General features: G+C 59.9%; 22 protein-coding genes. 12 read left to right on the top strand and 10 right to left on the bottom strand.

The features are described from left to right. The first annotated feature begins 26 nt into the window (after positions 1-26). The 5 genes from FIV38_RS05740 (at position 27) to FIV38_RS05720 (ending at position 4756) form a co-directional block, all read left to right on the top strand. The gene (locus FIV38_RS05740) at positions 27-353 is read left to right on the top strand and encodes a DOPA 4,5-dioxygenase family protein (RefSeq protein ID WP_070996584.1); all 327 of its coding nucleotides are present in this window, start codon (positions 27-29) and stop codon (positions 351-353) included. A gap of 163 nt (positions 354-516) precedes the next feature. Continuing rightward, complete coding sequence (locus FIV38_RS05735; protein ID WP_092232358.1) at positions 517-1482, top strand: 2-dehydro-3-deoxygalactonokinase; 966 nt, start codon at positions 517-519, stop codon at positions 1480-1482. Between the two features lies 1 nt (position 1483). After that, complete coding sequence (locus FIV38_RS05730; RefSeq protein WP_092232355.1) at positions 1484-2104, top strand: 2-dehydro-3-deoxy-6-phosphogalactonate aldolase; 621 nt, start codon at positions 1484-1486, stop codon at positions 2102-2104. 48 nt (positions 2105-2152) lie between these two features. Then, positions 2153-3301, top strand: a complete 1149-nt coding sequence (gene dgoD / locus FIV38_RS05725) for a galactonate dehydratase (protein ID WP_029290255.1) — start codon at positions 2153-2155, stop codon at positions 3299-3301. A 138-nt stretch (positions 3302-3439) separates the two neighbouring features. After that, positions 3440-4756, top strand: a complete 1317-nt coding sequence (locus FIV38_RS05720; RefSeq protein ID WP_092232353.1) for an MFS transporter — start codon at positions 3440-3442, stop codon at positions 4754-4756. A 117-nt stretch (positions 4757-4873) separates the two neighbouring features. Here FIV38_RS05720 and trpA read toward each other — a convergent pair whose 3' ends face one another. Next, entirely contained in the window at positions 4874-5683 is an 810-nt protein-coding gene (trpA, locus tag FIV38_RS05710; protein WP_029290259.1) for a tryptophan synthase subunit alpha, read from the bottom strand. After that, on the bottom strand, positions 5683-6909 hold the full coding sequence (trpB, locus tag FIV38_RS05705) for a tryptophan synthase subunit beta (protein WP_029290261.1): 1227 nt from the start codon (positions 6907-6909) through the stop codon (positions 5683-5685). The genes trpA and trpB overlap by 1 nt, the downstream gene beginning before the upstream one ends. A 109-nt stretch (positions 6910-7018) precedes the next feature. Here trpB and FIV38_RS05700 point away from each other — a divergent pair, with 109 nt between their 5' ends. Next, positions 7019-7915, top strand: a complete 897-nt coding sequence (locus tag FIV38_RS05700) for a LysR family transcriptional regulator (RefSeq protein ID WP_092232350.1) — start codon at positions 7019-7021, stop codon at positions 7913-7915. Here the strand turns inward: FIV38_RS05700 and FIV38_RS05695 are convergent. Beyond that, on the bottom strand, positions 7912-8238 hold the full coding sequence (locus FIV38_RS05695; RefSeq protein WP_003170746.1) for an ElaB/YgaM/YqjD family protein: 327 nt from the start codon (positions 8236-8238) through the stop codon (positions 7912-7914). The two genes, FIV38_RS05700 and FIV38_RS05695, sit on opposite strands and share 4 nt — an antisense overlap. A 155-nt stretch (positions 8239-8393) precedes the next feature. Between FIV38_RS05695 and FIV38_RS05690 the strand changes: the two genes are divergently transcribed. Both FIV38_RS05690 and FIV38_RS05685 read left to right on the top strand, forming a co-directional pair. After that, positions 8394-8609, top strand: a complete 216-nt coding sequence (locus FIV38_RS05690; RefSeq protein WP_029290270.1) for a dodecin — start codon at positions 8394-8396, stop codon at positions 8607-8609. 113 nt (positions 8610-8722) lie between these two features. Then, entirely contained in the window at positions 8723-8947 is a 225-nt protein-coding gene (locus tag FIV38_RS05685) for a DUF1161 domain-containing protein (RefSeq protein ID WP_092232347.1), read from the top strand. Between the two features lie 58 nt (positions 8948-9005). Here FIV38_RS05685 and FIV38_RS05680 read toward each other — a convergent pair whose 3' ends face one another. Next, positions 9006-10007 carry an LLM class flavin-dependent oxidoreductase gene (locus FIV38_RS05680; protein ID WP_029290274.1) on the bottom strand — a complete coding sequence of 334 codons (1002 nt, stop codon included), beginning with the start codon at positions 10005-10007 and terminating at the stop codon, positions 9006-9008. 211 nt (positions 10008-10218) lie between these two features. Here FIV38_RS05680 and FIV38_RS05675 point away from each other — a divergent pair, with 211 nt between their 5' ends. Together FIV38_RS05675 and FIV38_RS05670 are read left to right on the top strand one after the other, a co-directional pair. Further along, positions 10219-10650 carry an OsmC family protein gene (locus tag FIV38_RS05675; RefSeq protein WP_029290276.1) on the top strand — a complete coding sequence of 144 codons (432 nt, stop codon included), beginning with the start codon at positions 10219-10221 and terminating at the stop codon, positions 10648-10650. Between the two features lie 209 nt (positions 10651-10859). Further along, positions 10860-11099, top strand: coding sequence for a DUF1161 domain-containing protein (locus tag FIV38_RS05670; protein ID WP_092232344.1), 240 nt, complete (start codon positions 10860-10862; stop codon positions 11097-11099). Here FIV38_RS05670 and FIV38_RS05665 read toward each other — a convergent pair whose 3' ends face one another. Next, positions 11100-11528, bottom strand: coding sequence for a PA0061/PA0062 family lipoprotein (locus FIV38_RS05665; protein ID WP_029290280.1), 429 nt, complete (start codon positions 11526-11528; stop codon positions 11100-11102). A gap of 87 nt (positions 11529-11615) precedes the next feature. Here FIV38_RS05665 and FIV38_RS05660 point away from each other — a divergent pair, with 87 nt between their 5' ends. Further along, positions 11616-12659, top strand: coding sequence for an aminopeptidase (locus FIV38_RS05660; protein WP_092232341.1), 1044 nt, complete (start codon positions 11616-11618; stop codon positions 12657-12659). 465 nt (positions 12660-13124) lie between these two features. On the opposite strand, the gene FIV38_RS05655 is transcribed toward FIV38_RS05660, so the two are convergent. Next, the gene (locus FIV38_RS05655; protein ID WP_029290061.1) at positions 13125-13607 is read right to left on the bottom strand and encodes an acyl-CoA thioesterase; all 483 of its coding nucleotides are present in this window, start codon (positions 13605-13607) and stop codon (positions 13125-13127) included. 292 nt (positions 13608-13899) lie between these two features. On the opposite strand from FIV38_RS05655, the gene FIV38_RS05650 reads away from it, so the two are divergent. Beyond that, positions 13900-15663, top strand: a complete 1764-nt coding sequence (locus tag FIV38_RS05650; protein ID WP_029290060.1) for a cation:proton antiporter — start codon at positions 13900-13902, stop codon at positions 15661-15663. A gap of 55 nt (positions 15664-15718) precedes the next feature. Here the strand turns inward: FIV38_RS05650 and FIV38_RS05645 are convergent, their stop codons facing one another. From FIV38_RS05645 to FIV38_RS05630, 4 genes are all read right to left on the bottom strand, one after another. Continuing rightward, on the bottom strand, positions 15719-16126 hold the full coding sequence (locus FIV38_RS05645; RefSeq protein WP_029290059.1) for an SMI1/KNR4 family protein: 408 nt from the start codon (positions 16124-16126) through the stop codon (positions 15719-15721). A 99-nt stretch (positions 16127-16225) separates the two neighbouring features. Further along, positions 16226-17725: a surface lipoprotein assembly modifier gene (locus FIV38_RS05640; RefSeq protein ID WP_092232338.1), complete on the bottom strand. Its 1500-nt coding sequence runs from the start codon at positions 17723-17725 to the stop codon at positions 16226-16228. Between the two features lie 93 nt (positions 17726-17818). Continuing rightward, complete coding sequence (locus tag FIV38_RS05635) at positions 17819-18580, bottom strand: Slam-dependent surface lipoprotein (protein ID WP_166647881.1); 762 nt, start codon at positions 18578-18580, stop codon at positions 17819-17821. An 87-nt stretch (positions 18581-18667) separates the two neighbouring features. Further along, positions 18668-21715: a TonB-dependent receptor domain-containing protein gene (locus FIV38_RS05630; protein WP_235860957.1), complete on the bottom strand. Its 3048-nt coding sequence runs from the start codon at positions 21713-21715 to the stop codon at positions 18668-18670. Positions 21716-21761 lie beyond the last annotated feature (46 nt).

The raw sequence follows: 21761 nt of genomic DNA, 5'->3' as shown, positions 1-21761 counted from the left end.
GCCGATCAACGAGTCCGGAGCCAGTCATGCAACGTATCAAGGGTTATCACGCCCATATCTACTTCGACGCCAGCACGCTCGATCAGGCGCGCAAGCTCTGTGAAGAAGCGGCGGCCATCTTCCCGGTGCGCGTGGGGCGCATGCATGAGCGTGCGGTGGGGCCGCATCCGGACTGGAGTTGCCAGTTGGCCTTCGACCCGCAGTACATCGGCGTGGCGTTGCCGTGGTTGGCCCTCAATCGCAACGGTTTGGTGGTGTTTCTGCACCCGGATACCGGCGATGACCTGAAGGACCATACCGACTACGCGATCTGGATGGGGGCCATGCGTCCGTTGGATTTGTCTATTTTTTAACCAGTTTCTGTCGGTCGAATCCTCACGTTTATGTGCGTAGAGCAGCACGGGGACGTGGGGATTTTTTCTACGTTGTTCCAATATATGGGATCAGTATTTATATATTGAGATATCCAGAGCCTTAGGTTTATAGTCGGCCATCTGCCACATTCCAGGTGAAGCAATGCCAGCGCACTTGATCGCGCTCGATTGGGGAACCAGTTCCCTTCGTGCTTATAAACTCGGCCCCGATGGCCAGGTCCTCGAACAGCGCTCGCTGGCGTCGGGAATCATGCATTTGCCCAGTGAACCGCGGTTGATTGCCGGCGTTCACTGCAGTGATGGTTTTGAGCTGGCCTTTGATGCCGCGTGCGGCGACTGGCTCGACGCGCAGCCCGCTCTGCCGGTGATTGCCTGCGGCATGGTCGGCAGCGCCCAGGGTTGGAGCGAAGCGGCCTATCGCCATACGCCGGTCGACGTCGCCAGCCTGGGCCTGGCGCTACACAAGGTGCGCAGCCGGCGCGGTGTCGATGTGCATATCGTGCCCGGCGTGATCGAGCAGGTCGGTTTGCCCAACGTGATGCGCGGCGAAGAAACCCAGGTGCTCGGCGTGCTGCAAAGCTTTGCGGCCAGCGCTGAGTTATTGATCGGCCTGCCCGGCAGCCATTCCAAATGGGTCGAGGTAATTGCAGGTCGCATCACCCACTTTGACACCTTCATGACCGGTGAGCTGTTCGCGGTGCTGAGCACCCACAGCATTCTCGGGCGCACGCAAAAGATCGTCGGGCAGTTCCAGGCTGAGGCCTTTGACCGAGGCGTGCGCGTGGCGCTTTCACAGGACGGCCAACGCGGTGTGCTGTCGACGCTATTCAGCGCGCGCACGCTGGGGCTGACCGCCGAACTGGCTGCCGAGCAGCAGTCGGACTACCTGTCCGGCCTGCTGATCGGCCATGAACTGGCCGGCTTGCCCGACCGTACTCGCAACACGCCGATCATCCTGGTAGGCGCCACCGCCCTCTGCGCCCGTTATCAACGCGCCCTCGCCCTGTGTGGTTTCAGCCAAGTCAGCCTCGCGCAACAAGCGACCGAGCGCGGCCTGTGGCAATTGGCGCTGGCCGCCGGGCTCACTCAACCTGCAATCGAGGCCTGACATGCTCAAGCAAGCACTCACACACAACGGTTTGATCGCGATCCTGCGGGGCCTGCGCCCGGATGAGGCCGGCGCTGTCGGCCAGGTGCTGTATCAGGCCGGGTTGCGGGTAATCGAAGTGCCGCTCAACTCGCCCGATCCCTACACCAGCATCCGCACCCTGCGTGAGACGTTGCCCGCCGATTGCCTGATCGGCGCCGGCACGGTGCTGACGCCCGAGCAGGTGGAACAGGTGAAGGCGGCCGGTGGCCAGGTCATCGTCATGCCCCACAGCGACGCCAAGGTGCTACGTGCGGCAAAAGCTGCGGGCCTGTACCTGTCGCCCGGCGTTGCGACCCCCACCGAAGCCTTTGCCGCCCTGGCCGAAGGTGCCGATGTGCTGAAGCTGTTCCCGGCCGAGCAAATGGGTCCGGCGGTGGTCAAGGCCTGGCTGGCGGTGTTGCCGGCCGGCACGGTATTGCTGCCGGTGGGCGGGATTACCCCAGACAACATGCAAGTGTTCGTCGACGCCGGGGTCAAGGGGTTTGGCCTGGGTTCCGGGCTGTACAAGCCCGGCATGACGGTCGAGCAGGTGGCGAGCCGTGCCCAGGCGTATGTCGCTGCCTGGAACGCCCTGAACTGAGTGTGCCTGGCACCCCAGGTGCCGCATCCGACAAGAGAGAACAAGAAGATGAAAATCACCAAACTGACCACCTTCATCGTGCCGCCGCGCTGGTGCTTCCTCAAAGTGGAAACCGACCAGGGCGTGACCGGTTGGGGCGAGCCCGTGGTTGAAGGCCGCGCCCACACCGTGGCGGCCGCTGTCGAGGAACTGTCCGACTACTTGATCGGCAAAGACCCACGCAACATCGAAGACATCTGGACGGTGCTGTATCGCGGCGGCTTCTATCGCGGTGGCGCGATCCATATGAGTGCGCTGGCGGGCATCGACCAGGCATTGTGGGACATCAAGGGCAAGGCCCTCGGTGTGTCGGTCAGCGACCTGCTGGGCGGCCAGGTGCGGGACAAGATCCGCGTCTATTCGTGGATCGGCGGCGACCGCCCGGCCGACACCGCCCGCGCCGCCAAGGAGGCCGTGGCCCGTGGGTTTACAGCGGTGAAGATGAACGGCACCGAGGAGCTGCAGTTTCTCGACACCTTTGACAAGGTCGACCAGGCCCTGGCCAACGTCGCCGCCGTGCGCGATGCGGTCGGGCCGAATGTCGGCATCGGCGTGGACTTCCATGGTCGCGTGCACAAGCCCATGGCCAAGGTGCTGATGAAAGAGCTGGATGCGTACAAGCTGATGTTCATCGAAGAACCGGTGCTGAGCGAAAACTACGAAGCGCTCAAAGAGCTGGCGCCTTTGACCAGCACCCCGATTGCCCTGGGTGAGCGGTTGTTTTCGCGCTGGGACTTCAAGCGTGTGCTCAGCGAAGGTTACGTCGACATCATCCAGCCGGACGCGTCCCACGCCGGCGGCATCACCGAAACCCGCAAGATCGCCAACATGGCCGAGGCCTACGACGTGGCCCTGGCGCTGCACTGCCCCCTGGGGCCGATTGCCCTGGCGGCGTGCCTGCAACTGGACGCGGTTTGCTACAACGCGTTTATCCAGGAGCAAAGCCTGGGCATTCACTACAACGAAAGCAACGACCTGCTCGATTACGTACGCGACCCGGGGGTTTTCGACTACGACCAGGGCTTTGTGAAGATCCCCAATGGGCCAGGGCTGGGGATCGAGATCAACGAGGAATATGTGATTGAACGGGCCGCCATCGGCCATCGCTGGCGCAACCCGATCTGGCGGCATGCCGATGGCAGCTTTGCCGAGTGGTGATAACGCGGTCCATGTGGGAACTGGCTTGCCTGCGATAGCGATGTTGAATGTTCCACCGCCATCGCAGGCAAGCCAGCTCCCACCTCCCCATCAGATAGCCGTCAACCGACCTCAATAAACATAATAAGAGGCTCCCCCATGCACCCTGAAACCCTCAGCGGGCAGGCATCTTTAGTCACGCCCAGCCGCAAGCGCTACTTCATCATGGTCCTGCTGTTTATCACGGTGGTGATCAACTACCTGGACCGCAGCAACCTGTCGATTGCCGCGCCGGCCCTGACCAGCGAACTGGGGATCGACCCGGTGCATGTGGGGCTGATCTTCTCGGCGTTCGGCTGGACCTACGCCGCCATGCAAATCCCCGGCGGCTGGCTGGTGGACCGGGTGCCGCCGCGCATTCTCTACACTGTCGCCCTGCTGTTGTGGTCCATCGCCACGGTGATGCTGGGATTTGCCGCCAGCTTCATTGCCCTGTTCGTGTTGCGCATGGCAGTGGGCGCCCTGGAGGCGCCGGCCTATCCAATCAACAGCCGGGTGGTCACCAGTTGGTTTCCCGAGCGTGAGCGCGCCACGGCCATTGGCTTCTACACGTCGGGGCAGTTCGTCGGGCTGGCATTCCTCACCCCGGTGCTGGCCTGGTTGCAGCACCACTATGGCTGGCACATGGTGTTTATCAGCACCGGCGCGGTAGGCATTCTCTGGGCGCTGGTGTGGTACGCGGTGTACCGCGAGCCGCGCGATTTCAAAGGGGTCAACAGCGCGGAAATCGAGCTGATCCGCGCAGGCGGCGGGCTGGTGGACCTGGATGCACAAACCGCCAAGCGCAAGGCGCCGTTCAGTTGGGTCGACCTGGGTATCGTCCTGACTAAACGCAAGCTATGGGGCATCTACCTGGGCCAGTTCTGCCTGAACTCGACCTTGTGGTTTTTCCTGACATGGTTCCCCACCTACCTGGTGAAGTATCGCGGCATGGACTTCATCAAGTCCGGCTTGCTCGCGTCGCTGCCCTTCCTCGCCGCGTTTGTCGGGGTGCTGTGTTCCGGGTTGTTTTCCGACTGGCTGATCCGCCGTGGCGCCTCGGTGGGTTTTGCGCGCAAGTTGCCAATCATCAGCGGCCTGCTGATCTCCACGGCGATCATCGGCGCCAACTTCGTCGACTCGACGCCGTTGGTGATCGCGTTCCTGGCGGTGGCGTTTTTCGGCAACGGGCTGGCGTCGATCACCTGGTCGCTGGTCTCGACCCTGGCGCCAGCGCGCTTGTTGGGATTGACGGGTGGGGTGTTCAACTTCATCGGCAACCTGGCGGCGATCACCACGCCCATCGTCATTGGCTTCCTGGCCACGGGCGACTCGTTTGCGCCGGCGATTACCTACATTGCAGTGTTGGCGTTGCTGGGGGCGCTGTCCTACATATTGCTGGTGGGCAAGGTCGAACGTATCGAGCTGAAGGAATAAAGCTGTTGTAGGAGCGAGCTTGCTCGCGAAAAACGTCAAGACACCGCGTTCATCCAGGATGCCCGCGTTATCGTTGACGGTCTTCGCGAGCAAGCTCGCTCCTACAATGGGTGGGGATTATTTACGGGCGTTGCGTACACCTTCCGACAAGGCTGCACACAGGCTCAACACCCCATCAATCGCTTGCTGGTCGTTGCTGGCATTGGCGATGTGGTCGATCAGTGCCGAGCCCACTACCACACCGTCCGCCAGGCGGGCGATGGCAGCGGCTTGTTGCGGGGTGCGGATGCCGAAGCCGATGCTGATCGGCAGGTCGGTATGGCGGCGCAGGCGGCCGACCGCTTCTTCGACGTGTTCCAGGGTGGCGGCACCGGCACCGGTCACACCGGCTACCGAGACGTAGTACACAAAACCCGAGCTGCCGTTGAGCACCGTCGGCAGGCGTGCATCGTCGGTGGTCGGCGTGGTCAGGCGGATAAAGTCGATGCCCGCGGCCTGGGCCGGGTCGCACAGTTCGCTGTTATGTTCCGGCGGTACGTCGACCACGATCAGGCCATCGACGCCGGCTTCTTTTGCGTCAGCGATAAAACGTGGCACGCCGTACATGTGGATCGGGTTGAAGTAGCCCATCAACACCAGCGGCGTATCGCTGTTGTCCTTGCGGAACTCGCGCACCATCTGCAGGGTTTTCACCAGGTTCTGCTTGGCGCCCAACGCCCGGATGTTGGCCAGCTGGATCGCTGGGCCGTCGGCCATCGGATCGGTGAAGGGCATGCCCAGCTCGATCACATCGGCGCCGGCTGCCGGCAAGCCCTTGAGGATCGCCAGGGAGGTGTCATACCCCGGGTCGCCAGCGGTGACGAAGGTCACCAGGGCGGCACGGTTTTGTTCCTTGAGTTGCGCAAAACGGGTTTGCAGGCGGCTCATCAGTGTTTCTCCTGCTTGGCGGTTTCCATATGGTGCATCACGGTCTGCATGTCCTTGTCGCCACGGCCCGACAGGTTGACCACCATCAGGTGATCCTTGGGCAGGGTCGGGGCGCGCTTGAATACTTCGGCCAGGGCGTGGGCGCTTTCCAGTGCCGGAATAATCCCTTCCAGGCGACAGCATTTGTGAAAGGCGTCGAGGGCTTCGTCGTCCGTTACCGAGGTGTACTGGACGCGGCCGATGTCGTGCAACCACGCATGCTCAGGGCCGATGCCGGGGTAATCCAGGCCCGCGGAAATCGAATGGGCGTCGATGATCTGGCCATCGTCGTCCTGCAACAGGAAGGTCCGGTTGCCGTGCAGCACGCCCGGTACGCCGCCGTTGAGGCTGGCGGCGTGCTTGCCGGTTTCGATGCCGTAGCCGGCCGCTTCGACGCCGATGATCTGCACACTGGTGTCATCGAGGAACGGGTGGAACAGGCCCATGGCATTCGAGCCACCGCCGATGCAGGCCACCAGGCTGTCCGGCAGGCGGCCTTCCTGGGCTTGCAACTGGGTGCGGGTTTCCTTGCCGATCACCGCCTGGAAGTCGCGCACCATCGCGGGGTAAGGGTGCGGGCCGGCCACGGTGCCGATCAGGTAGAAGGTGCTGTCGACGTTGGTCACCCAGTCACGCAGGGCTTCGTTCATTGCATCCTTGAGGGTGCCGGTGCCGGCCACCACGGGGATCACTTCGGCGCCCAGCAGCTTCATGCGGAACACGTTGGCCTGCTGGCGCTCGATGTCGGTGGTGCCCATGTAGATCACGCATTGCAGGCCAAACCGCGCGGCGACGGTGGCGGTGGCCACGCCGTGCATGCCGGCGCCGGTCTCGGCGATGATGCGTTTCTTGCCCATGCGCCGGGCCAGCAGGATCTGGCCGATGCAGTTGTTGATCTTGTGCGCGCCGGTGTGGTTCAGCTCTTCGCGCTTGAGGTAGATCTTGGCGCCGCCGCAGAATTCGGTCAGGCGTTCGGCGAAGTACAGTGGGCTTGGGCGTCCGACGTAATCGCGCTGGAAGTAGGCAAGTTCTTCGTTGAAGGCCGGATCGATCTTCGCCGCTTCGTATTCGCGGGCCAGGTCGAGGATCAACGGCATCAGGGTTTCCGCCACGTAGCGGCCGCCGAACGCGCCAAACAGGCCGTTGGCGTCAGGGCCGTTGCGTAAATCGGTCTGGGACTGAGTCATGGGGCGCTCCAGGAGGACGAGTAGAGAGAGGCAATGACGGCCACTCTACCCCTCACGCCCGACCGTGAAAACCGATAAGATCGCCACAACCTGTCAGGAAAACTCACAGATGAGCCGAGACCTTCCCCCGCTTAACGCCCTGCGTGCATTCGAAGCCACTGCCCGCCTCAACAGCGTCAGCCAGGCTGCAGAGCAATTGCATGTGACCCATGGCGCTGTCAGCCGACAACTGAAAGTCTTGGAAGAACATCTTGGGGTGAGCCTTTTCGTCAAGGATGGGCGCGGCATTAAACTCACAGATTCCGGTGTGAGGCTGCGCGATGCCAGCGTCGAGGCGTTCGAGCGCTTGCGCGATGTGTGCGGGGAGCTGACCCAGAGCAGCGCCGACGCGCCGTTTGTGCTTGGCTGCTCTGGCAGCCTGCTGGCGCGCTGGTTCATCCCGCGGCTGGGGCGCTTGAATGCCGATTTGCCGGATTTGCGCCTGCATCTGTCGGCGGGCGAAGGCGACCTTGATCCACGGCGGCCTGGCCTGGACGCCCTGCTGCTGTTTGCCGAGCCCCCGTGGCCTGCGGATATGCAGGTATACGAACTGGCCAGCGAACGCATTGGCCCGGTGATGAGCCCACACTTTGCCCACTACCAAGCCCTGCGCCAGGCCCCTGCGCAGGCTTTGTTGGACGAGGCTTTGTTGCACACCACTTCACGCCCGCAAGCCTGGCCCAACTGGGCACAGCACCATGGCATCGACGCCGGCGCGTTGAAGTACGGCCAGGGGTTTGAGCATTTGTATTATTTGCTGGAGGCGGCCGTGGCTGGCCTGGGGGTGGCGATCGCCCCGCAACCGCTGGTGGCGGAGGATGTGCGTGCCGGTCGCCTGGTTGCGCCGTGGGGCTTTAGCCAGACCCCGGCGCAACTGGCGTTGTGGCTACCCAAGCGCGCCGCGGATGGGCGCGCTCGGCAGTTGGCGCAGTGGCTCAAGGCTGAGCTTGCGCGCCAACCGGTTTAGTCACCGCGTTTGCACAGCAGGTAGGCAGCCAGCAGGCCCAGTGCGCCAACGGCAACGCCGGCGGTGGTCCACGGGTGTTCCTGCGCATAGTCACGGGTGGCAACCCCGGTTTCGCGGATTTTGACTTTGCTTTCTTCGTAGGCATCGCTGATCAAGTGGCGAGAGTGCTTGAGGGCATTCTCGGCATTGCTTTTGAGGGCCTTCAGGGTTTTGCGCGACTCGTCAGACGCATCGTCCTTGAGGCTCTCAAGGGATTTGAGCAGGCTCGAAATCTCGGCTTCCATGCTTTCCAATGACGCTTTGCGTAAAGAGGTGTTGGCCATGTGGGCTCTCCTGGAGTGAATGAGTAACGTGTGTTGATTCCGACTGCGGGGGTTTCAGAAAGTGCAGTAAATCTGAACTTTCAAGTGAGAAGTACCGCCAGAAGCAGTACGAAGAATCACTGCTAGGCTTCATTCAACCACCCAGGAGAACGCTCATGACTGATCATCACACCTATAAGAAAGTCGAACTGGTGGGCTCGTCCCCAACCAGCATCGAGGACGCCATCAACAATGCCCTGGCCGAGGCCAGCAAGAGCATCAAGCATCTGGAGTGGTTTGAGGTGACCGAAACCCGTGGCCACATCAAGGACGGCAAGGCTGCGCACTTCCAGGTGACCCTCAAGGTGGGCTTTCGTATTGCCAATAGTTGATAGGCACGGTTGAACTTGCACGCTGGCCGATTGCCATAACCTGCGCGACACCTTGGGGCGCCGGTGCCAAATGCATCGGCGTACATTTTTTGATCAGCGCAAGGAAGTAACGGATGAAGAAGTTTCTGTTAGCAGTAGGTTTGTTGAGCCTGGCAGGTACAGCCCTGGCGGCTGGCAAGGACTGTGGCGAGCTGAAAAGCGAAATCGACGCCAAGATCCAGGCCAATGGCGCGTCCGGGTACACCCTGGAAATCGTGGATAAAGGCACTGCAACCAACGGCGAAGTGGTCGGCAGTTGCGAAGGCGGTACCAAGGAAATCGTCTACAACCGCGGGTGATCCCGTGTGCCAGACATAAAAACCGACGCCAGAGCGTCGGTTTTTTTGTGCCTGTGGGTCAGCCTTTCATCACTTGCGCCAGCAGCTCGTAGGAATGAATCCGATCAGCATGCTCGTACAGGTCGCAGGTAAAGATCAGCTCATCGGCACCGGTTTGCTCGATCAATACTTCCAGCTTGGCGCGAATTTTCGCCGGGCTTCCGACCATCGCCAGGCCCAGGAAGCTGCCTACCGCGTCCTTCTCATGGGGCAGCCACAGGCCGTCCATGCTATCCACCGGCGGGCGCTGCACCAGGCTTTGCCCACGCATCAGCGCGAGAATGCGTTGGTAGACCGAGGTGGCCAGGTAATTGGCCTGCTCATCGGTATCGGCGGCCACCAGGGGGACGCCGAGCATCACGTAGGGTTTGTCGAGTACCGCTGAAGGCTTGAAGTGATTGCGATAGACGCGAATCGCCTCATGCATCATGCGCGGTGCGAAATGTGAGGCGAAGGCGTAGGGCAAACCGCGTTCACCGGCCAGTTGCGCGCTGAACAGGCTGGAACCGAGCAGCCACACCGGGACGTTGGTGCCGGTACCCGGTACGGCGATCACCCGTTGGTCGGGGGTGCGTGGGCCCAGGTACGCCATGAGTTCAGCCACGTCTTCGGGGAAGTCATCGGCACTGCCGGAGCGCTCGCGGCGCAGGGCGCGGGCGGTCATCTGGTCGGAACCGGGCGCGCGGCCCAGGCCCAGGTCGATACGGCCGGGGTACAGGCTTTCCAGGGTGCCGAACTGTTCAGCGATCACCAGCGGTGCATGGTTGGGCAGCATCACGCCGCCTGCGCCGACCCGGATGGTCGAGGTCCCGCCGGCCAGGTAGCCCAGCAGCACCGAGGTCGCGGAGCTGGCGATGCCATCCATATTGTGATGTTCGGCCACCCAGAAGCGGGTGTAGCCGAGTTTTTCCACGTGCTGGGCCAGGTCCAGGGAATTGCGCAGCGACTGCGCCGGGCTGCCATTGGCGCGCACCGGCACCAAGTCGAGGGTCGAGAACTTCACGTCGGACAACGGTTTCATAAGCCTGCTTCTCCTAAGGGCGCAGGCTTGTGACGAACCAAAACCTGCCGCTTCATGTGCATGCTCTATGCAATGAGGGCATATACCCGAGATTCAATAGCGAGCATGAAATTTCCTACTTGCGCGCTTGGTTTTTCCGACAGGGTGAACTTTGCCAGAGGTTCTATCCTCAGAACCTTACTGATGCACAACCACTGCTTGGGAGAACGCTATGAGTATTGTGAAAAAAGCCTCCGCACACTGGGAAGGCGACCTGAAAACCGGCCTGGGCTCTATTTCCACCGAAACCGGCGTACTGCGCGAAGCCCCCTACGGCTTCAAGGCCCGTTTCGAAGGCGGCAAGGGCACCAACCCTGAAGAACTGATCGGCGCGGCCCATGCCGGCTGCTTCTCCATGGCCTTTTCCATGATTCTCGGCGATGCCGGGCTCAAGGCCGACAGCATCGACACCCAAGCCGAAGTGACCCTGGACCAAGTGGACGGTGGTTTTGCAATCACTGCGGTCCATCTGGTCCTCAAGGCCAAGATCCCCGGCGCAAGCCAGGCGCAGTTCGATGAGCTGAGCAAAAAGGCCAAGGAGGGGTGCCCGGTGTCCAAAGTGTTGAACGCCACCATCACCCTGGATGGCACCCTCATCAACTGATCTGCGCAGGTCCAATGTGGGAGCGGGCTTGCCCGCGAAGGCGCTAGGTCAGGCAACAAATGTATTGGCTGACACACCGCCTTCGCGAGCAAGTCCCCTCCCACATTTTGTTGTGCGTTAAATCAGAACTCGCGTTTCGCAAATGTGGTCTCATACCCATGCAGCCTTTGGCGCACACCCGTGCGCAGCGCATTTAGGGAGCTTCACACATGAAACGTTTTGCCTTGGCGATTATCTGCGGTGCTTTGGCCACGTCGGCGCTGGCCGCGCCGAAAGACTGTGAAGAACTGAGGAGAGAGATCGAAGTCGACCTACAGGCCAAGGCGATCCCGTCCTACACGTTGGAAATCATCACCGCCGAAGAAGCCAAGAATCACGATGAAGCCATGATCGTGGGCTCCTGCGAAAACGGCACCAAGCGCATCATCTACCAGCGCAACAATGACTGATCAGGGAATACAGTTGACGCTGCGCTCCTCTGCCAGCAACTGCCGTGCGGCGTCATACAGCCGGATGTTGGGAGTAAAGCCGAGCGAACGCCCTTCCAGGCGATAGCGCTGACCGGCTTCGAACTGGTCGTATTGCAGGGTGATAAAACACGTGCGCTCCTGGGGCTGGTTCAACCCGCCGCCCAGGCCTGCGCCGGCATACACTTCAAAATCAAAACGCACCATCAGCTCGTGGCTGCCCGGTGGCACCTGGAAGTACCGCCCATCATCGAGGGCTTTGCCGTCCAGGCGTTGCGCCATGACCAGTTTGGCGCCCGGTGTCGGGGTGGCGAAATCGACCCAGGCCTGTTGCGGGTCGGCCGGCGGGATCGGTGTGGAGGTGCAGGCGCTGAGAAAAATCGCCGCCAAGGGAAGCAGGAGCTGACGCATAGTGAGCACTCAAGCGTAGGAATCGTATGAGCATACCTCCTGTAAGCCCGTTAGTCTGGCAGGCCAATGACTCTGGAGCGGTTTGAAATGGTGCGGCGTTTATTGGCGGGGCTGGCGTGTGTGTTGCTCGGTGGTTGCTCCAGTGTCAGCTATTACAGCCAACTGGCCAGCGGCCAATGGCAACTGCTGCAGGCCCGCGAGCCGGTGGCCAAGGTGATCGCCGACCCGACGCGTGCGCAAGTTTTGCGGGAGCATTTGGCGCAATCCCAGAAGGCGCGGACCTTTGCCAGCCAAGCGTTGCACTTGCCCGACAACCAGAGCTACCGCCTGTACGCCGATATCGGTCGGCCGTACGTGGTCTGGAATGTCTTCGCTACCTCAGAATTTTCCTTGTTACCCCAGAACCATTGCTTCCCGATCGCCGGGTGCGTGGCCTATCGCGGTTATTACAGCCAAGGTGCCGCACGGGGCGAGGCTGCCTTGTTGCAACTGCGCGGCATGGATGTGTCGATTGGCGGGGTCGAGGCCTATTCCACTCTGGGCTGGTTTGATGACCCGATCATGAGTTCGATGATGCGCTGGGGCGAAGAGCGTCTGGCCACGGTGATTTTTCACGAACTGGCGCACCAGCGTTTTTATGTGAAGGACGACACTGAGTTCAATGAGTCATTTGCCACCTTTGTCGAACAGGAAGGCACCCGGCAATGGCGTACGGCCCGTGGCCTTGGGCCTGCGAGCGAGTCGGCCTTGAAGCAGCGCGACCAATTTACCCAACTGATCCTCGACACCCGCACCCGCTTGGAACGCCTGTATGCGCAGCCGTTGGCCGCCGATGCAATGCGCCAGGCCAAGGCTGACGAGTTCGAGCGTTTGCGCCGTGAGTATCGGCAGTTACGCGACAGTCAGTGGGCCGGCGACCCGCGGTATGACGCCTGGATCAATCAGCCGATGAACAATGCGCGGCTGTTGCCGTTTGGTTTGTATGACCAGTGGGTGCCAGCGTTTGCGGCGTTGTTTCGCCGGGAGGGAGGGGATTGGCTGAAGTTCTACAGTGCTGTGGAACAGTTGGGTGGGTTGCCGGTTGCGCAGCGTAAATTGGCGTTGAAGCAGTTGGCCGGTGGCGGCCTTTAGGGCCTCATCGCAGCATAAGTATCTACACAACTTTGCCGCAACGCCTAGATCCAGGCAGATGGCGCAGTTGTGGCGAGCGGGCTTGTCGGAACGCCGCATCGCCCGCGCTGGGCTGCGAAGCAGCCCCAACAAGCCCACCGCGTTTCTTCAGATAAACCGCGATAGGCGGGTTTAGGGCTGCTTCGCAGCCCAGCGCGGGGCAAGCCCGCTCGCCACAGGAGAGTTCGTCAGTTTCTGAAAGTTGTGTAGATACCGATGCTCATCGCAGGCAAGCCAGCTCCCACATTTGACGGTGTTCACACATCAACATGTGGGAGAGTCGGAATCGGGCTTTTAGTCGCCGCCCACCCCTTCAAGTCTAAACATACAAGCGGGCTTGCTCGCGAAGACGCTGTACCAGTCAGCACATGTATTGACTGATCCACCGTCTTCGCGAGCAAGCCCGCTCCCACATTTTGACTGGGTTTACACGTCGGCCTTGATCTCCTGGTAGCGCTTCTCCAGCTCCTGGCGGATCTGGCGGCGCTGTTTGCCCTGGATAAACCGGCGCTTGTCTTCGCTGTTCTGTGGCTGCAACGCAGGCACGGCGGCCGGTTTGCGGTCGTCGTCGACCGCGACCATGGTGAAGAAGCAACTGTTGGTGTGGCGTACCGAACGCTCGCGGATGTTCTCGGTGACCACCTTGATCCCCACTTCCATCGAAGTGTTGCCGGTGTAGTTGACCGACGCCAGGAACGTCACCAACTCGCCGACATGGATCGGCTCGCGAAAAATCACCTGGTCCACCGACAGCGTGACTACATAGCGCCCGGCATAACGGCTGGCGCAGGCGTAGGCCACTTCGTCGAGGTACTTGAGCAGGGTGCCGCCGTGGACATTGCCTGAGAAGTTGGCCATGTCAGGGGTCATCAATACCGTCATCGACAGCTGGGCGTTTCCGGGTTCCATAGCACACTCACGGTTGTAGGCATTGGTTGGGGGGCACCTCTGCGGATGCTGGAATCATTACAGCGCCATCCCTTACGGGACGCCGGGACGGGGTTTGCCGTCACGCCCAAGGCGATCTGTTTCCATATATTGCACCGGCTTTCTGCCGGAAGTCGCGGTGTTACCCTTGAAAAGCCCATTTCAAGGGCATTTCTTACGATTAAGGCAGACTTTTCCTTCCGCACATTACGCGCCGTTGTAGCGGCCGCGTGGAAATCGGGACAGTGCCAGTACCCTCAAGGAGCCCCTCGCCATGCACGCCATCAGCTTTATCCAGGACTTGGCCGTGATCATGCTCGTGGCGGGGGTGGTGACTATCCTGTTCCATCGTCTCAAGCAGCCGGTCGTCCTGGGGTACATCGTCGCCGGCTTCATCATTGGGCCGCACACGCCGCCCTTCGGCCTGATCCACGATGAAGACACCATCAAGACCCTGGCCGAGCTGGGGGTGATCTTCCTGATGTTCTGCCTGGGCCTGGAGTTCAGCCTGCGCAAGCTGTTCAAGGTGGGTGCCACGGCGTTTATCGCGGCCTTCATGGAAATCATCCTGATGATCTGGATTGGCTACGAAATTGGCCAATGGTTCGACTGGAACACCATGGACTCGCTGTTCCTCGGCGCGATCCTGGCGATTTCCTCGACCACTATCATCGTCAAGGCGCTCAACGACCTGAAGATGAAAAACCAGCGCTTTGCCCAACTGATCTTTGGCGTGCTGATCGTCGAAGACATCCTCGGTATCGGCATCATCGCCTTGTTGTCGAGCATCGCCGTCAGCGGCACGGTCAGCTCCGGCGAGGTGTTTTCCACGGTGGGCAAGCTCTCGCTGTTCATGATCGTGGCCCTGGTGATCGGCATTCTGCTGGTGCCTCGGCTGCTGGCCTACGTGGCCAAATTCGAAAGCAACGAGATGCTGCTGATCACCGTTTTGGGCCTGTGTTTCGGTTTTTGCCTGCTGGTGGTCAAGCTCGAATACAGCATGGTGCTGGGCGCCTTCCTGATCGGCGCGATCATGGCCGAATCCCGGCAGTTGCTGAAAATCGAGCGTCTGATCGAGCCGGTTCGCGACATGTTCAGCGCGATTTTCTTCGTGGCGATCGGCTTGATGATCGACCCGCAGATCCTGCTGCAATACGCCTGGCCGATTGCGGTCATTACCGTAGCCGTGGTGCTGGGCAAGATGCTGTCCTGTGGCCTTGGCGCGTTTATCGCCGGCAATGACGGCCGGACTTCGTTGCGGGTCGGGATGGGCCTGTCACAAATTGGCGAATTTTCTTTCATCATTGCGGCGCTTGGGATGACCTTGCAGGTCACCAGCGACTTTCTTTACCCGGTGGCGGTGGCGGTTTCCGCGATTACCACGCTGCTGACGCCGTACCTGATCCGTGGCGCCGACCCGTTGTCATTGAAGATCGCGGCGGTGATGCCGCAGCGCCTGAGCCGGGTGTTTGGCATGTATGGCGAATGGCTGCGCAGTATTTCGCCCCAAGGCGAGGGCGCGATGCTGGCGTCGATGATCCGCAAGATCATCCTGCAGGTAGGGGTGAACCTGGCACTGGTGGTGGCGATTTTCTTTACCGGTAGTTTCTTCGCGGCACGAATTGGTGGGTATCTGGAAGGCTGGATCAGTGATCCGAGTTGGCAGAAGGCATTGATCTGGGGCGGTGCGTTGTTGCTGTCGCTGCCATTTTTGATCGCCGCGTATCGCAAGCTCAAGGCACTGTCGATGTTGCTGGCGGAGATGAGCGTGAAGCCGGAAATGGCCGGGCGTCATACCCAGCGCGTGCGACGGGTGATTGCCGAACTGATCCCGATCCTCTCGCTGCTGGTGATCTTCCTGCTATTGGCGGCCTTGTCGGCCAGTATCCTGCCGACCAACAAGCTGCTGGTGTTGATTGCCGTGGTCACGGCTGCGGTGGCCGCAGTGCTCTGGCGCTGGTTCATCCGCATACATACGCGTATGCAAGTGGCCTTGCTGGAGACCCTGGATAACCACAAGGACACCCCGGAGCACTGAGCACTCCCCTCTGGCGAACGACTCACCGTAGGAGCCGTACGCAGCGTTTGTGAGATCAGCTTTCCAGCCAGACGTCCCGCGCCCAGTGCCACACCGATTCCCAGGACTCTTCGGTGACCAGCTCTTCTTCGCCGGACCACAGCACTACCGTGCCGTCTTCTTCGACGCAGTAGTAATCGTCACCGTCCTGGCAGATCGGGATCAGCTCGCGAGGCACGCCGATATCCCAGGCATTGGCCGCGACTTCCGGCAGATAGGTGTGGGACTGTGGGTCGGTGATGGTCACCGGCTCCAGGCTGCCGTACACCACATCGCTGACGGTCAGCAGGAATTCTTTGAACACAAACGGGATGTTGATAAACAGCTGTTCTTCGACTTCCACCAACTGGTCTTCGTCGGGCAGTTCCAGAGGAACCGGTACCGGTTCGTTGGCTTCACGCAATTGTTCGATAACTTCTTCCACGGCCGGGATCCTCATGCTAGATGGCGCGGTTTATAGGGGCGTTTTATACAGTAGCTCGCTATAAGTGCAACCGCGAAATAGAAAACCCGGTGAAGACGGTTAAAACTGCTTTTCCAGCTTTAGGCTGATGCTGTTTTTGTCGTAGGAATAAAGCCAGTCGACATTGCTTACGACCTTGTTGTATTTGACCGTCAGACTGGGCACCACATCCATCACCGCCAGGCGTGGGGCGCGCAGGATAAAGGTGTAGCCCTGTTCATCGTCGCTGCGTCGGTCATCGACGATGGCGCTGTAGGCATCGTATTGGCGTTTGCGGTATGACGCGAACAGCACAGCGCTGACTCCCACCTCGAAATCCTTGGCGACGCCCAGCCGCACGCCTTTTTGCAGGTAAGCCTGGGTGCGATCCCGTGCGTTGCGCTGGCTCAGGTCGACGCCGCCGAACAACGTCCAGCGCTGGGGCAGGGCCTGCCACAGAGTGGCGTAGACCGAGCTAATGCCGCCGTCGAGGTTGCTGTTGAGGTCGTGCTTGTAGGCCATGTCCTTGTATTCGCCTTCCAGCTTGAACATGCGCGTAGCCGATAACGTGTGAATCCATTCGCCCCGCAACCCCCAGGCGCTGTACATGGCGTTGTCGGCGATGGTGTTGAACTCATACGATGGCCCGAGGGAGTACTGGTTTTTCGCATCGTGATAGCTGTAGCCGGCGTTGTTGATAAGGGTGCTTTCGTTGTACTTGCTCTCCTTTTCATACGCCTGGCCGTACAACAACGAGCGCATGAACACCCCGTGATGACCGCTGAGGGCGATGCGTTTGTTGAGCGTGGCCTCGTAATCCGCGCCGTGGGCAGACACAGCCTTGGGCAGCGAGCGTTGGACCAGAATGGTTTCTTCGGCAGTGACGTAGCGATACGTCACTGTGCTTTCGGGGGACTGATTGAGGTTTTTGCCCCAGGTCGGGCCAATGGCGAAGGAGCCTTGCCAGTCTTCACGGTGATCCAGGGCCTGCTTGAAACTGTCGACGGTCTTGCCCAGGCCCATGGCCTGCGCGTCGGAGGGGCTGAGGCCACTGCTGATCTGTTGGAATACGGCGTTGGACTCGCCATCCTTGCGGTTCTCGAACAGCACCCGCGCCAGCTCCAGGCGGCCCGGCAGGAAGTCGGACTGTATCGCCAGCAATTGGCGGTAATAATCTTCGGCTTGCTCCAGGTCGCCTTCGGCGCGGGCCAGGCCACCCTTGGCATAGGCGGTGAGCATCGGATCATGGCCGGGCAGGGCGGTGTAGCGTTTGAGATAGTCCCTGGCCTGTGGCCAGTTCTGGCGTGAGAGGGACACGTACACCGCGCGGCCCAATTCATCCAGGTTGTTGCCGACGGTGTAGTCCTGGCCGTCGATGTTCAAGAGTGGCGCGGCGCCGTCGCTGGGCAATTCATCCTTGAGCAACTCGCGCTCTTGCTGATTGGCGCGGTACTCGATGGTCTGGTTCAGACGCAAGCTGGTGTCCTGGTCGGCAGCAAATAGCGCAGGGGCCATGAACAGCAGCAGGGAAAAGGGTAAAGCGTGGAGCGTGAGGGATCGCTTGCAGTAGGGCTGGGGCATTACCGGGCTCTCGGGATCGCTTCAAAACGCCAAAAGCAAGTGCCTGGGGGCAGGCACTTGCTTGGGTGGTGCTACAACAGGTTCAACCGGCGATTACTTGGCGACGCCACCGAAAGCGGTGTCGTAGTTGCGATCGGAGAACTTGGCGATACCGGCCAGCGACGCGGTGGAGCCTGCGCCGAAGAAGCTGCCTTGGGTGGTGCCGGTTGAGAGGCTTGCATTAGTGACTGCATCGCGCGCTGCAGCGTTGCCGGCAAAGCTGGCGTCGGCGGTGTTGATGTTGGCCGCCAACTGGACCTTCAGCGTGCTGTTGCTCAGCGAACCGACCAGAGTCGGGGCCGCTGTGCCGAAGGATGCGGTCAGGTCGCCAGACAGCACGTTAGCCCCGGAGTAGTTGTTGATGCCCTGTACCGCGTAGGTCACGCTGGCCGTTGGCAGTACGCGGCCAGCGGTATCGCCGGAGTAGTACACGACACGGCTTGGGTCATTGTTGGCACCAGTCTGGGACCACTCTCCGTAGTACACCTGTTGGTTGGCAACTTGTTTGAAATCGAAGTTGCCCAGTGTGGAGTGAGAGGGTGGCATCATCGCGGTAGTAATAGTGGAGACGCCATTGGCATCGGTGGCAGCCATGCCTTTCAAACCACTGAAAGCGACTTTCGTGCCGTTGTAAAAAGCCTTAACGCCAATGGCCGGCTGGCCCGCGGAACCTGGGTGATTGGTTGAGCCTGAACCACTGGAACCGTCAACGACGATCGTGCCATCGTAACTTTGACCAGAAGAAGTGGCTGCTTGAGCAACGCCAGCCAGACCCAGAAGTGCCATTGCCAATACTGTGTAGTTGAAAGATTTCATTTCATCATCCATTGAGTGATTTAAATTAAGTCAACACGTCAAGCGTTTGCCAATTTCTTCTTAGCCTCCCATGCAATACCTCCAGGATTAAAAAGTAGCGGTGAAACCGAGCTTCAAAGTTCGACCCGGCGCAGGCATGGCCGAACGCGTCAGCGGGTCGATGTAATAAAGGTTGCTCAAGTTGGTGCCGGTTAACTCGATGGATGCGTCATCGGTCAACTTGTAGTTCACGTAGGCGTCATAAGTGACGATCTTGTCCCATGACATAGGCGTATTCAGGTAATAACTGACCATGGCGCTGTTGGGGTAGTTGTCATAAAACTTGTTTTCATGTTGGCGGTAATAAATAGCCCGTCCGCCCACTTCCAGCTTTCGATCAAGGAATCGCGCACCCAGACCAAGGTTGGCAGTCCACTCCGGCATTGCCATGCTCACCAGATATCCGCCTACAAATCCGTCATCCACGCAGTTGGGGGTACTGCCGTCGGTGCTGACGGAGACAGCCGAGTTTTCATCGCAGACTCTGTTTTTCAGGACATGACCAATGCTCATGTCGGTGAAAAACCGTCCATTATCGTAGCGCCCTTGGAACTCCACACCCGAAGTGACCTGCTTTTCCAAGTTGCTGAAGCGCAGTTGTGGGTCGCGTTCGATCACGTTTTTGGTGGTGTTGTAGTAATAGCTCAGCTTGATGTCGGCGGTTTCGCTGCCCCCCCAGCCGGCCAGGTTATGGATGTAGGCGGCTTCGTAGTTGTGCGCATGCTCTGGCTCAAGCCCCCAGGGATTGATCGATGAGGAAAAGCCAATGGTGCTTTCAAACATGCTTGGGTAACGGATGGCCTCGCTGTAGCGCAGGTAGACCCGGCCATTTTCCGAGGTAAAGAACGTTGCAGAAAGCGAAGGTGTCCAGCCACTGTCTTTCTGGTGTTTGGCTTTGATGTCTTTTTCGTAGATCTCACCATTTCCGGAAGAGCTGCAGGAAATGATATTTTCACCTGCATTCAAGCCGTTGATACACGGGTTGTTAGCGCGCGAATAGCGGCCTTTACCATCACTCTCCCAGTTAACCCTATGTTGGATTTCTTGAATGGGTGATGTTTCTCGTTTAATCACTTCTATATCGGCCAAACGCTCTGCTTCAGTAGCGCCGAAAACATCCCAGAAATCCTTCATGTTTTCAATTTTCTGATCAATGGTTGTTTTTAATTCGGCATCCGTCATTGTTTTGCGCGTGGTGTAATCCACCCGACGCCCGGTTTCTTCAAGTTGCGTTGTTATTCCACTCTTATCCTGAGCACTTTTCAAATAATCATCAAATGCCCAATAAGACGAATAACGCATCCCCGCCTCAAACTTGGCGAAGCTCACGGGACGCCAGTCGAACTTGAAGTTGTATTCCTGCTCTTCACGGCGGCCGGCGCGAGGGTACATGCGCAACGTGTCACTGATGATGGGGTCGTAATAGTTGTCGTTCGAGCCCAACTTTTCATGCTGGTAACTACCACCCAGCGTCAGATCGAGGCTGTCGAGTAACTTGAACTTGTTGCTTGTGGTCAGGCCGATACGATCATGCTTGGAGTTGGCCAGGGCGGTATTACGGTACACCGGGTCGGCGAGGGTGGTTTGATTGGGGACGCCGCCGCTGCTGTAGGTATCGCTGCGGGTGTTGGTCATCCACAGGTTGGAATAGAAATCCACCCACGGGTTTCCCTCGGGCTTGAGGTTGTATTCCAGGTTGTAGGCTTTGCTTTGCACATGGCTCAACGGCCACTGCGGCACGCCGTTGGTGGCGGCGTCGTAAGTTGTGCCGGGTTTAAAGAACGAGATCCGTGATGGCAGGATCTCGCCATACAGCGCATCGGTGTCGCGGTAGCCGAACTCCAGGGACTGGTTTTCATCGATCTTGAATTTGGCCTTGCCCAGCCAGGACTCCATCTTGCTGGAGGTGTTGGGGACTTCATCGCCCGGTTTGTAGATGGTCGCGAGGTTGGGAATGTAGTCAAACTGTCCGTTGACTTGCTTTCCACTGGAGTAGAAGTCGCTCTTGTTCTTGCCCGCGTAGTGGTTACCTTTTTCGCGAAAGGCGTAGGCGGCCAGAAGTTCGAATTTTTCCTGGCGGGTGGCCAGTGCCAGGCGGTAGGCGGAGTCATCGCTGGACAGCAGCTTGTTACTGCTGCTGGTGCGTGGGTGTTTGTACAAAGAGTGATCGTAATAGCCCCTGATAGGCGAGTATTCATAGCCGGGGCTGGGCATTTGTCCGGTCATCAGCGTCGGCAGTTTGGGCGACACCGAGTTGTTGCTGCCTTCTATTTTAAGTTCGCCACCATATTCCTGGTCCTGCTTGAGCACGTCGTCGACGTTCAGGGTGCTGGCCACCACCGCGCCGCCGATGCCGCTATAGACGTTGCGCTCCAGGTTCGGGCCCTTTAACACCTTGATGCTACCGATCAGGTTGGGGTCGATGTAGTTGCGGTTGTTGGCGCCCATATAGCCGCGATAAGCGGTGATTGCCTGCTCGGTGCCGTCGATGGTCAGCGGCACGCGCCCCGGGCCCTGGATGCCGCGGATGTTCGGGTCCAGCGCGCCGCTGTTACGCGAATCGCCGCTGTAGACGTTAAGCATGCCCTTGAACATATCGGCGGGGGCCGCGCCTTTGTAGCGCTCGATCTGCTCCTTGCCGGCGTAGACCGTGGAGATGTCTTGGTCGTAGACGTCGTTGTAGCCCTTTTCGTCGCGCGACTGTTTGCCTTCCATGCCCAGCACATAGGTGGGATGCAGGTCGCCAGGCAGGATGCCTGCCGAGTTCGGCCCGGGTTGTACCTGGATGATCGGGCGGTCGGACGGGCCGCCGAGGCTGTAGGTGACACCTTGATTGGCCAGCAATGTTTGCAACGCTGCGTCCAGGGACAGGCGACCCTTGACCGGGTTGCCGTAGCTGTTGGTGAAGTCGTTGCTGCCCAGGTAAAGCTCGACACCGGCCTGGCGCGCCAGCAGCACCAAGGCCTGATCCAGGGCCAGGGTCGGCACGTCGAAATTATGTACAGCAGTGGCCGGGGCGTGCGCTGCACTGGCGGCTGGGGCTGCCCGCACCGGGCTGATGGTCGCGGCATCGGCGACCAGCGCAATGGCGGCCAACCGAATTCCCAGGCTCAACCGGGTGCGTTTTGTTGCCTTGCACTTT

It is taken from the genome of Pseudomonas proteolytica (assembly GCF_007858275.1).
In the GTDB taxonomy this organism is placed as follows: Bacteria; Pseudomonadota; Gammaproteobacteria; order Pseudomonadales; family Pseudomonadaceae; genus Aquipseudomonas; species Aquipseudomonas proteolytica.
The sequence above is the reverse complement of the archived record's forward strand: the minus strand, read 5'-3'. Positions and strand labels throughout refer to the sequence as shown.

Bases quoted from the DNA above. Each gene is read 5' to 3' on its own strand.
- dgoD (WP_029290255.1), top strand. From the start codon at position 2,153: ATGAAAATCACCAAACTGACCACCTTCATCGTGCCGCCGCGCTGGTGC.
- FIV38_RS05730 (WP_092232355.1), top strand. From the start codon at position 1,484: ATGCTCAAGCAAGCACTCACACACAACGGTTTGATCGCGATCCTGCGG.
- FIV38_RS05650 (WP_029290060.1), top strand. From the start codon at position 13,900: ATGCACGCCATCAGCTTTATCCAGGACTTGGCCGTGATCATGCTCGTG.
- FIV38_RS05655 (WP_029290061.1), bottom strand. From the start codon at position 13,607: ATGGAACCCGGAAACGCCCAGCTGTCGATGACGGTATTGATGACCCCT.
- FIV38_RS05675 (WP_029290276.1), top strand. From the start codon at position 10,219: ATGAGTATTGTGAAAAAAGCCTCCGCACACTGGGAAGGCGACCTGAAA.
- FIV38_RS05700 (WP_092232350.1), top strand. From the start codon at position 7,019: ATGAGCCGAGACCTTCCCCCGCTTAACGCCCTGCGTGCATTCGAAGCC.
- FIV38_RS05690 (WP_029290270.1), top strand. From the start codon at position 8,394: ATGACTGATCATCACACCTATAAGAAAGTCGAACTGGTGGGCTCGTCC.
- FIV38_RS05665 (WP_029290280.1), bottom strand. From the start codon at position 11,528: ATGCGTCAGCTCCTGCTTCCCTTGGCGGCGATTTTTCTCAGCGCCTGC.
- FIV38_RS05735 (WP_092232358.1), top strand. From the start codon at position 517: ATGCCAGCGCACTTGATCGCGCTCGATTGGGGAACCAGTTCCCTTCGT.
- FIV38_RS05640 (WP_092232338.1), bottom strand. From the start codon at position 17,725: ATGCCCCAGCCCTACTGCAAGCGATCCCTCACGCTCCACGCTTTACCC.
- FIV38_RS05740 (WP_070996584.1), top strand. From the start codon at position 27: ATGCAACGTATCAAGGGTTATCACGCCCATATCTACTTCGACGCCAGC.
- FIV38_RS05680 (WP_029290274.1), bottom strand. From the start codon at position 10,007: ATGAAACCGTTGTCCGACGTGAAGTTCTCGACCCTCGACTTGGTGCCG.
- FIV38_RS05720 (WP_092232353.1), top strand. From the start codon at position 3,440: ATGCACCCTGAAACCCTCAGCGGGCAGGCATCTTTAGTCACGCCCAGC.
- FIV38_RS05695 (WP_003170746.1), bottom strand. From the start codon at position 8,238: ATGGCCAACACCTCTTTACGCAAAGCGTCATTGGAAAGCATGGAAGCC.
- trpB (WP_029290261.1), bottom strand. From the start codon at position 6,909: ATGACTCAGTCCCAGACCGATTTACGCAACGGCCCTGACGCCAACGGC.
- FIV38_RS05635 (WP_166647881.1), bottom strand. From the start codon at position 18,580: ATGAAATCTTTCAACTACACAGTATTGGCAATGGCACTTCTGGGTCTG.
- trpA (WP_029290259.1), bottom strand. From the start codon at position 5,683: ATGAGCCGCCTGCAAACCCGTTTTGCGCAACTCAAGGAACAAAACCGT.
- FIV38_RS05670 (WP_092232344.1), top strand. From the start codon at position 10,860: ATGAAACGTTTTGCCTTGGCGATTATCTGCGGTGCTTTGGCCACGTCG.
- FIV38_RS05660 (WP_092232341.1), top strand. From the start codon at position 11,616: ATGGTGCGGCGTTTATTGGCGGGGCTGGCGTGTGTGTTGCTCGGTGGT.
- FIV38_RS05685 (WP_092232347.1), top strand. From the start codon at position 8,723: ATGAAGAAGTTTCTGTTAGCAGTAGGTTTGTTGAGCCTGGCAGGTACA.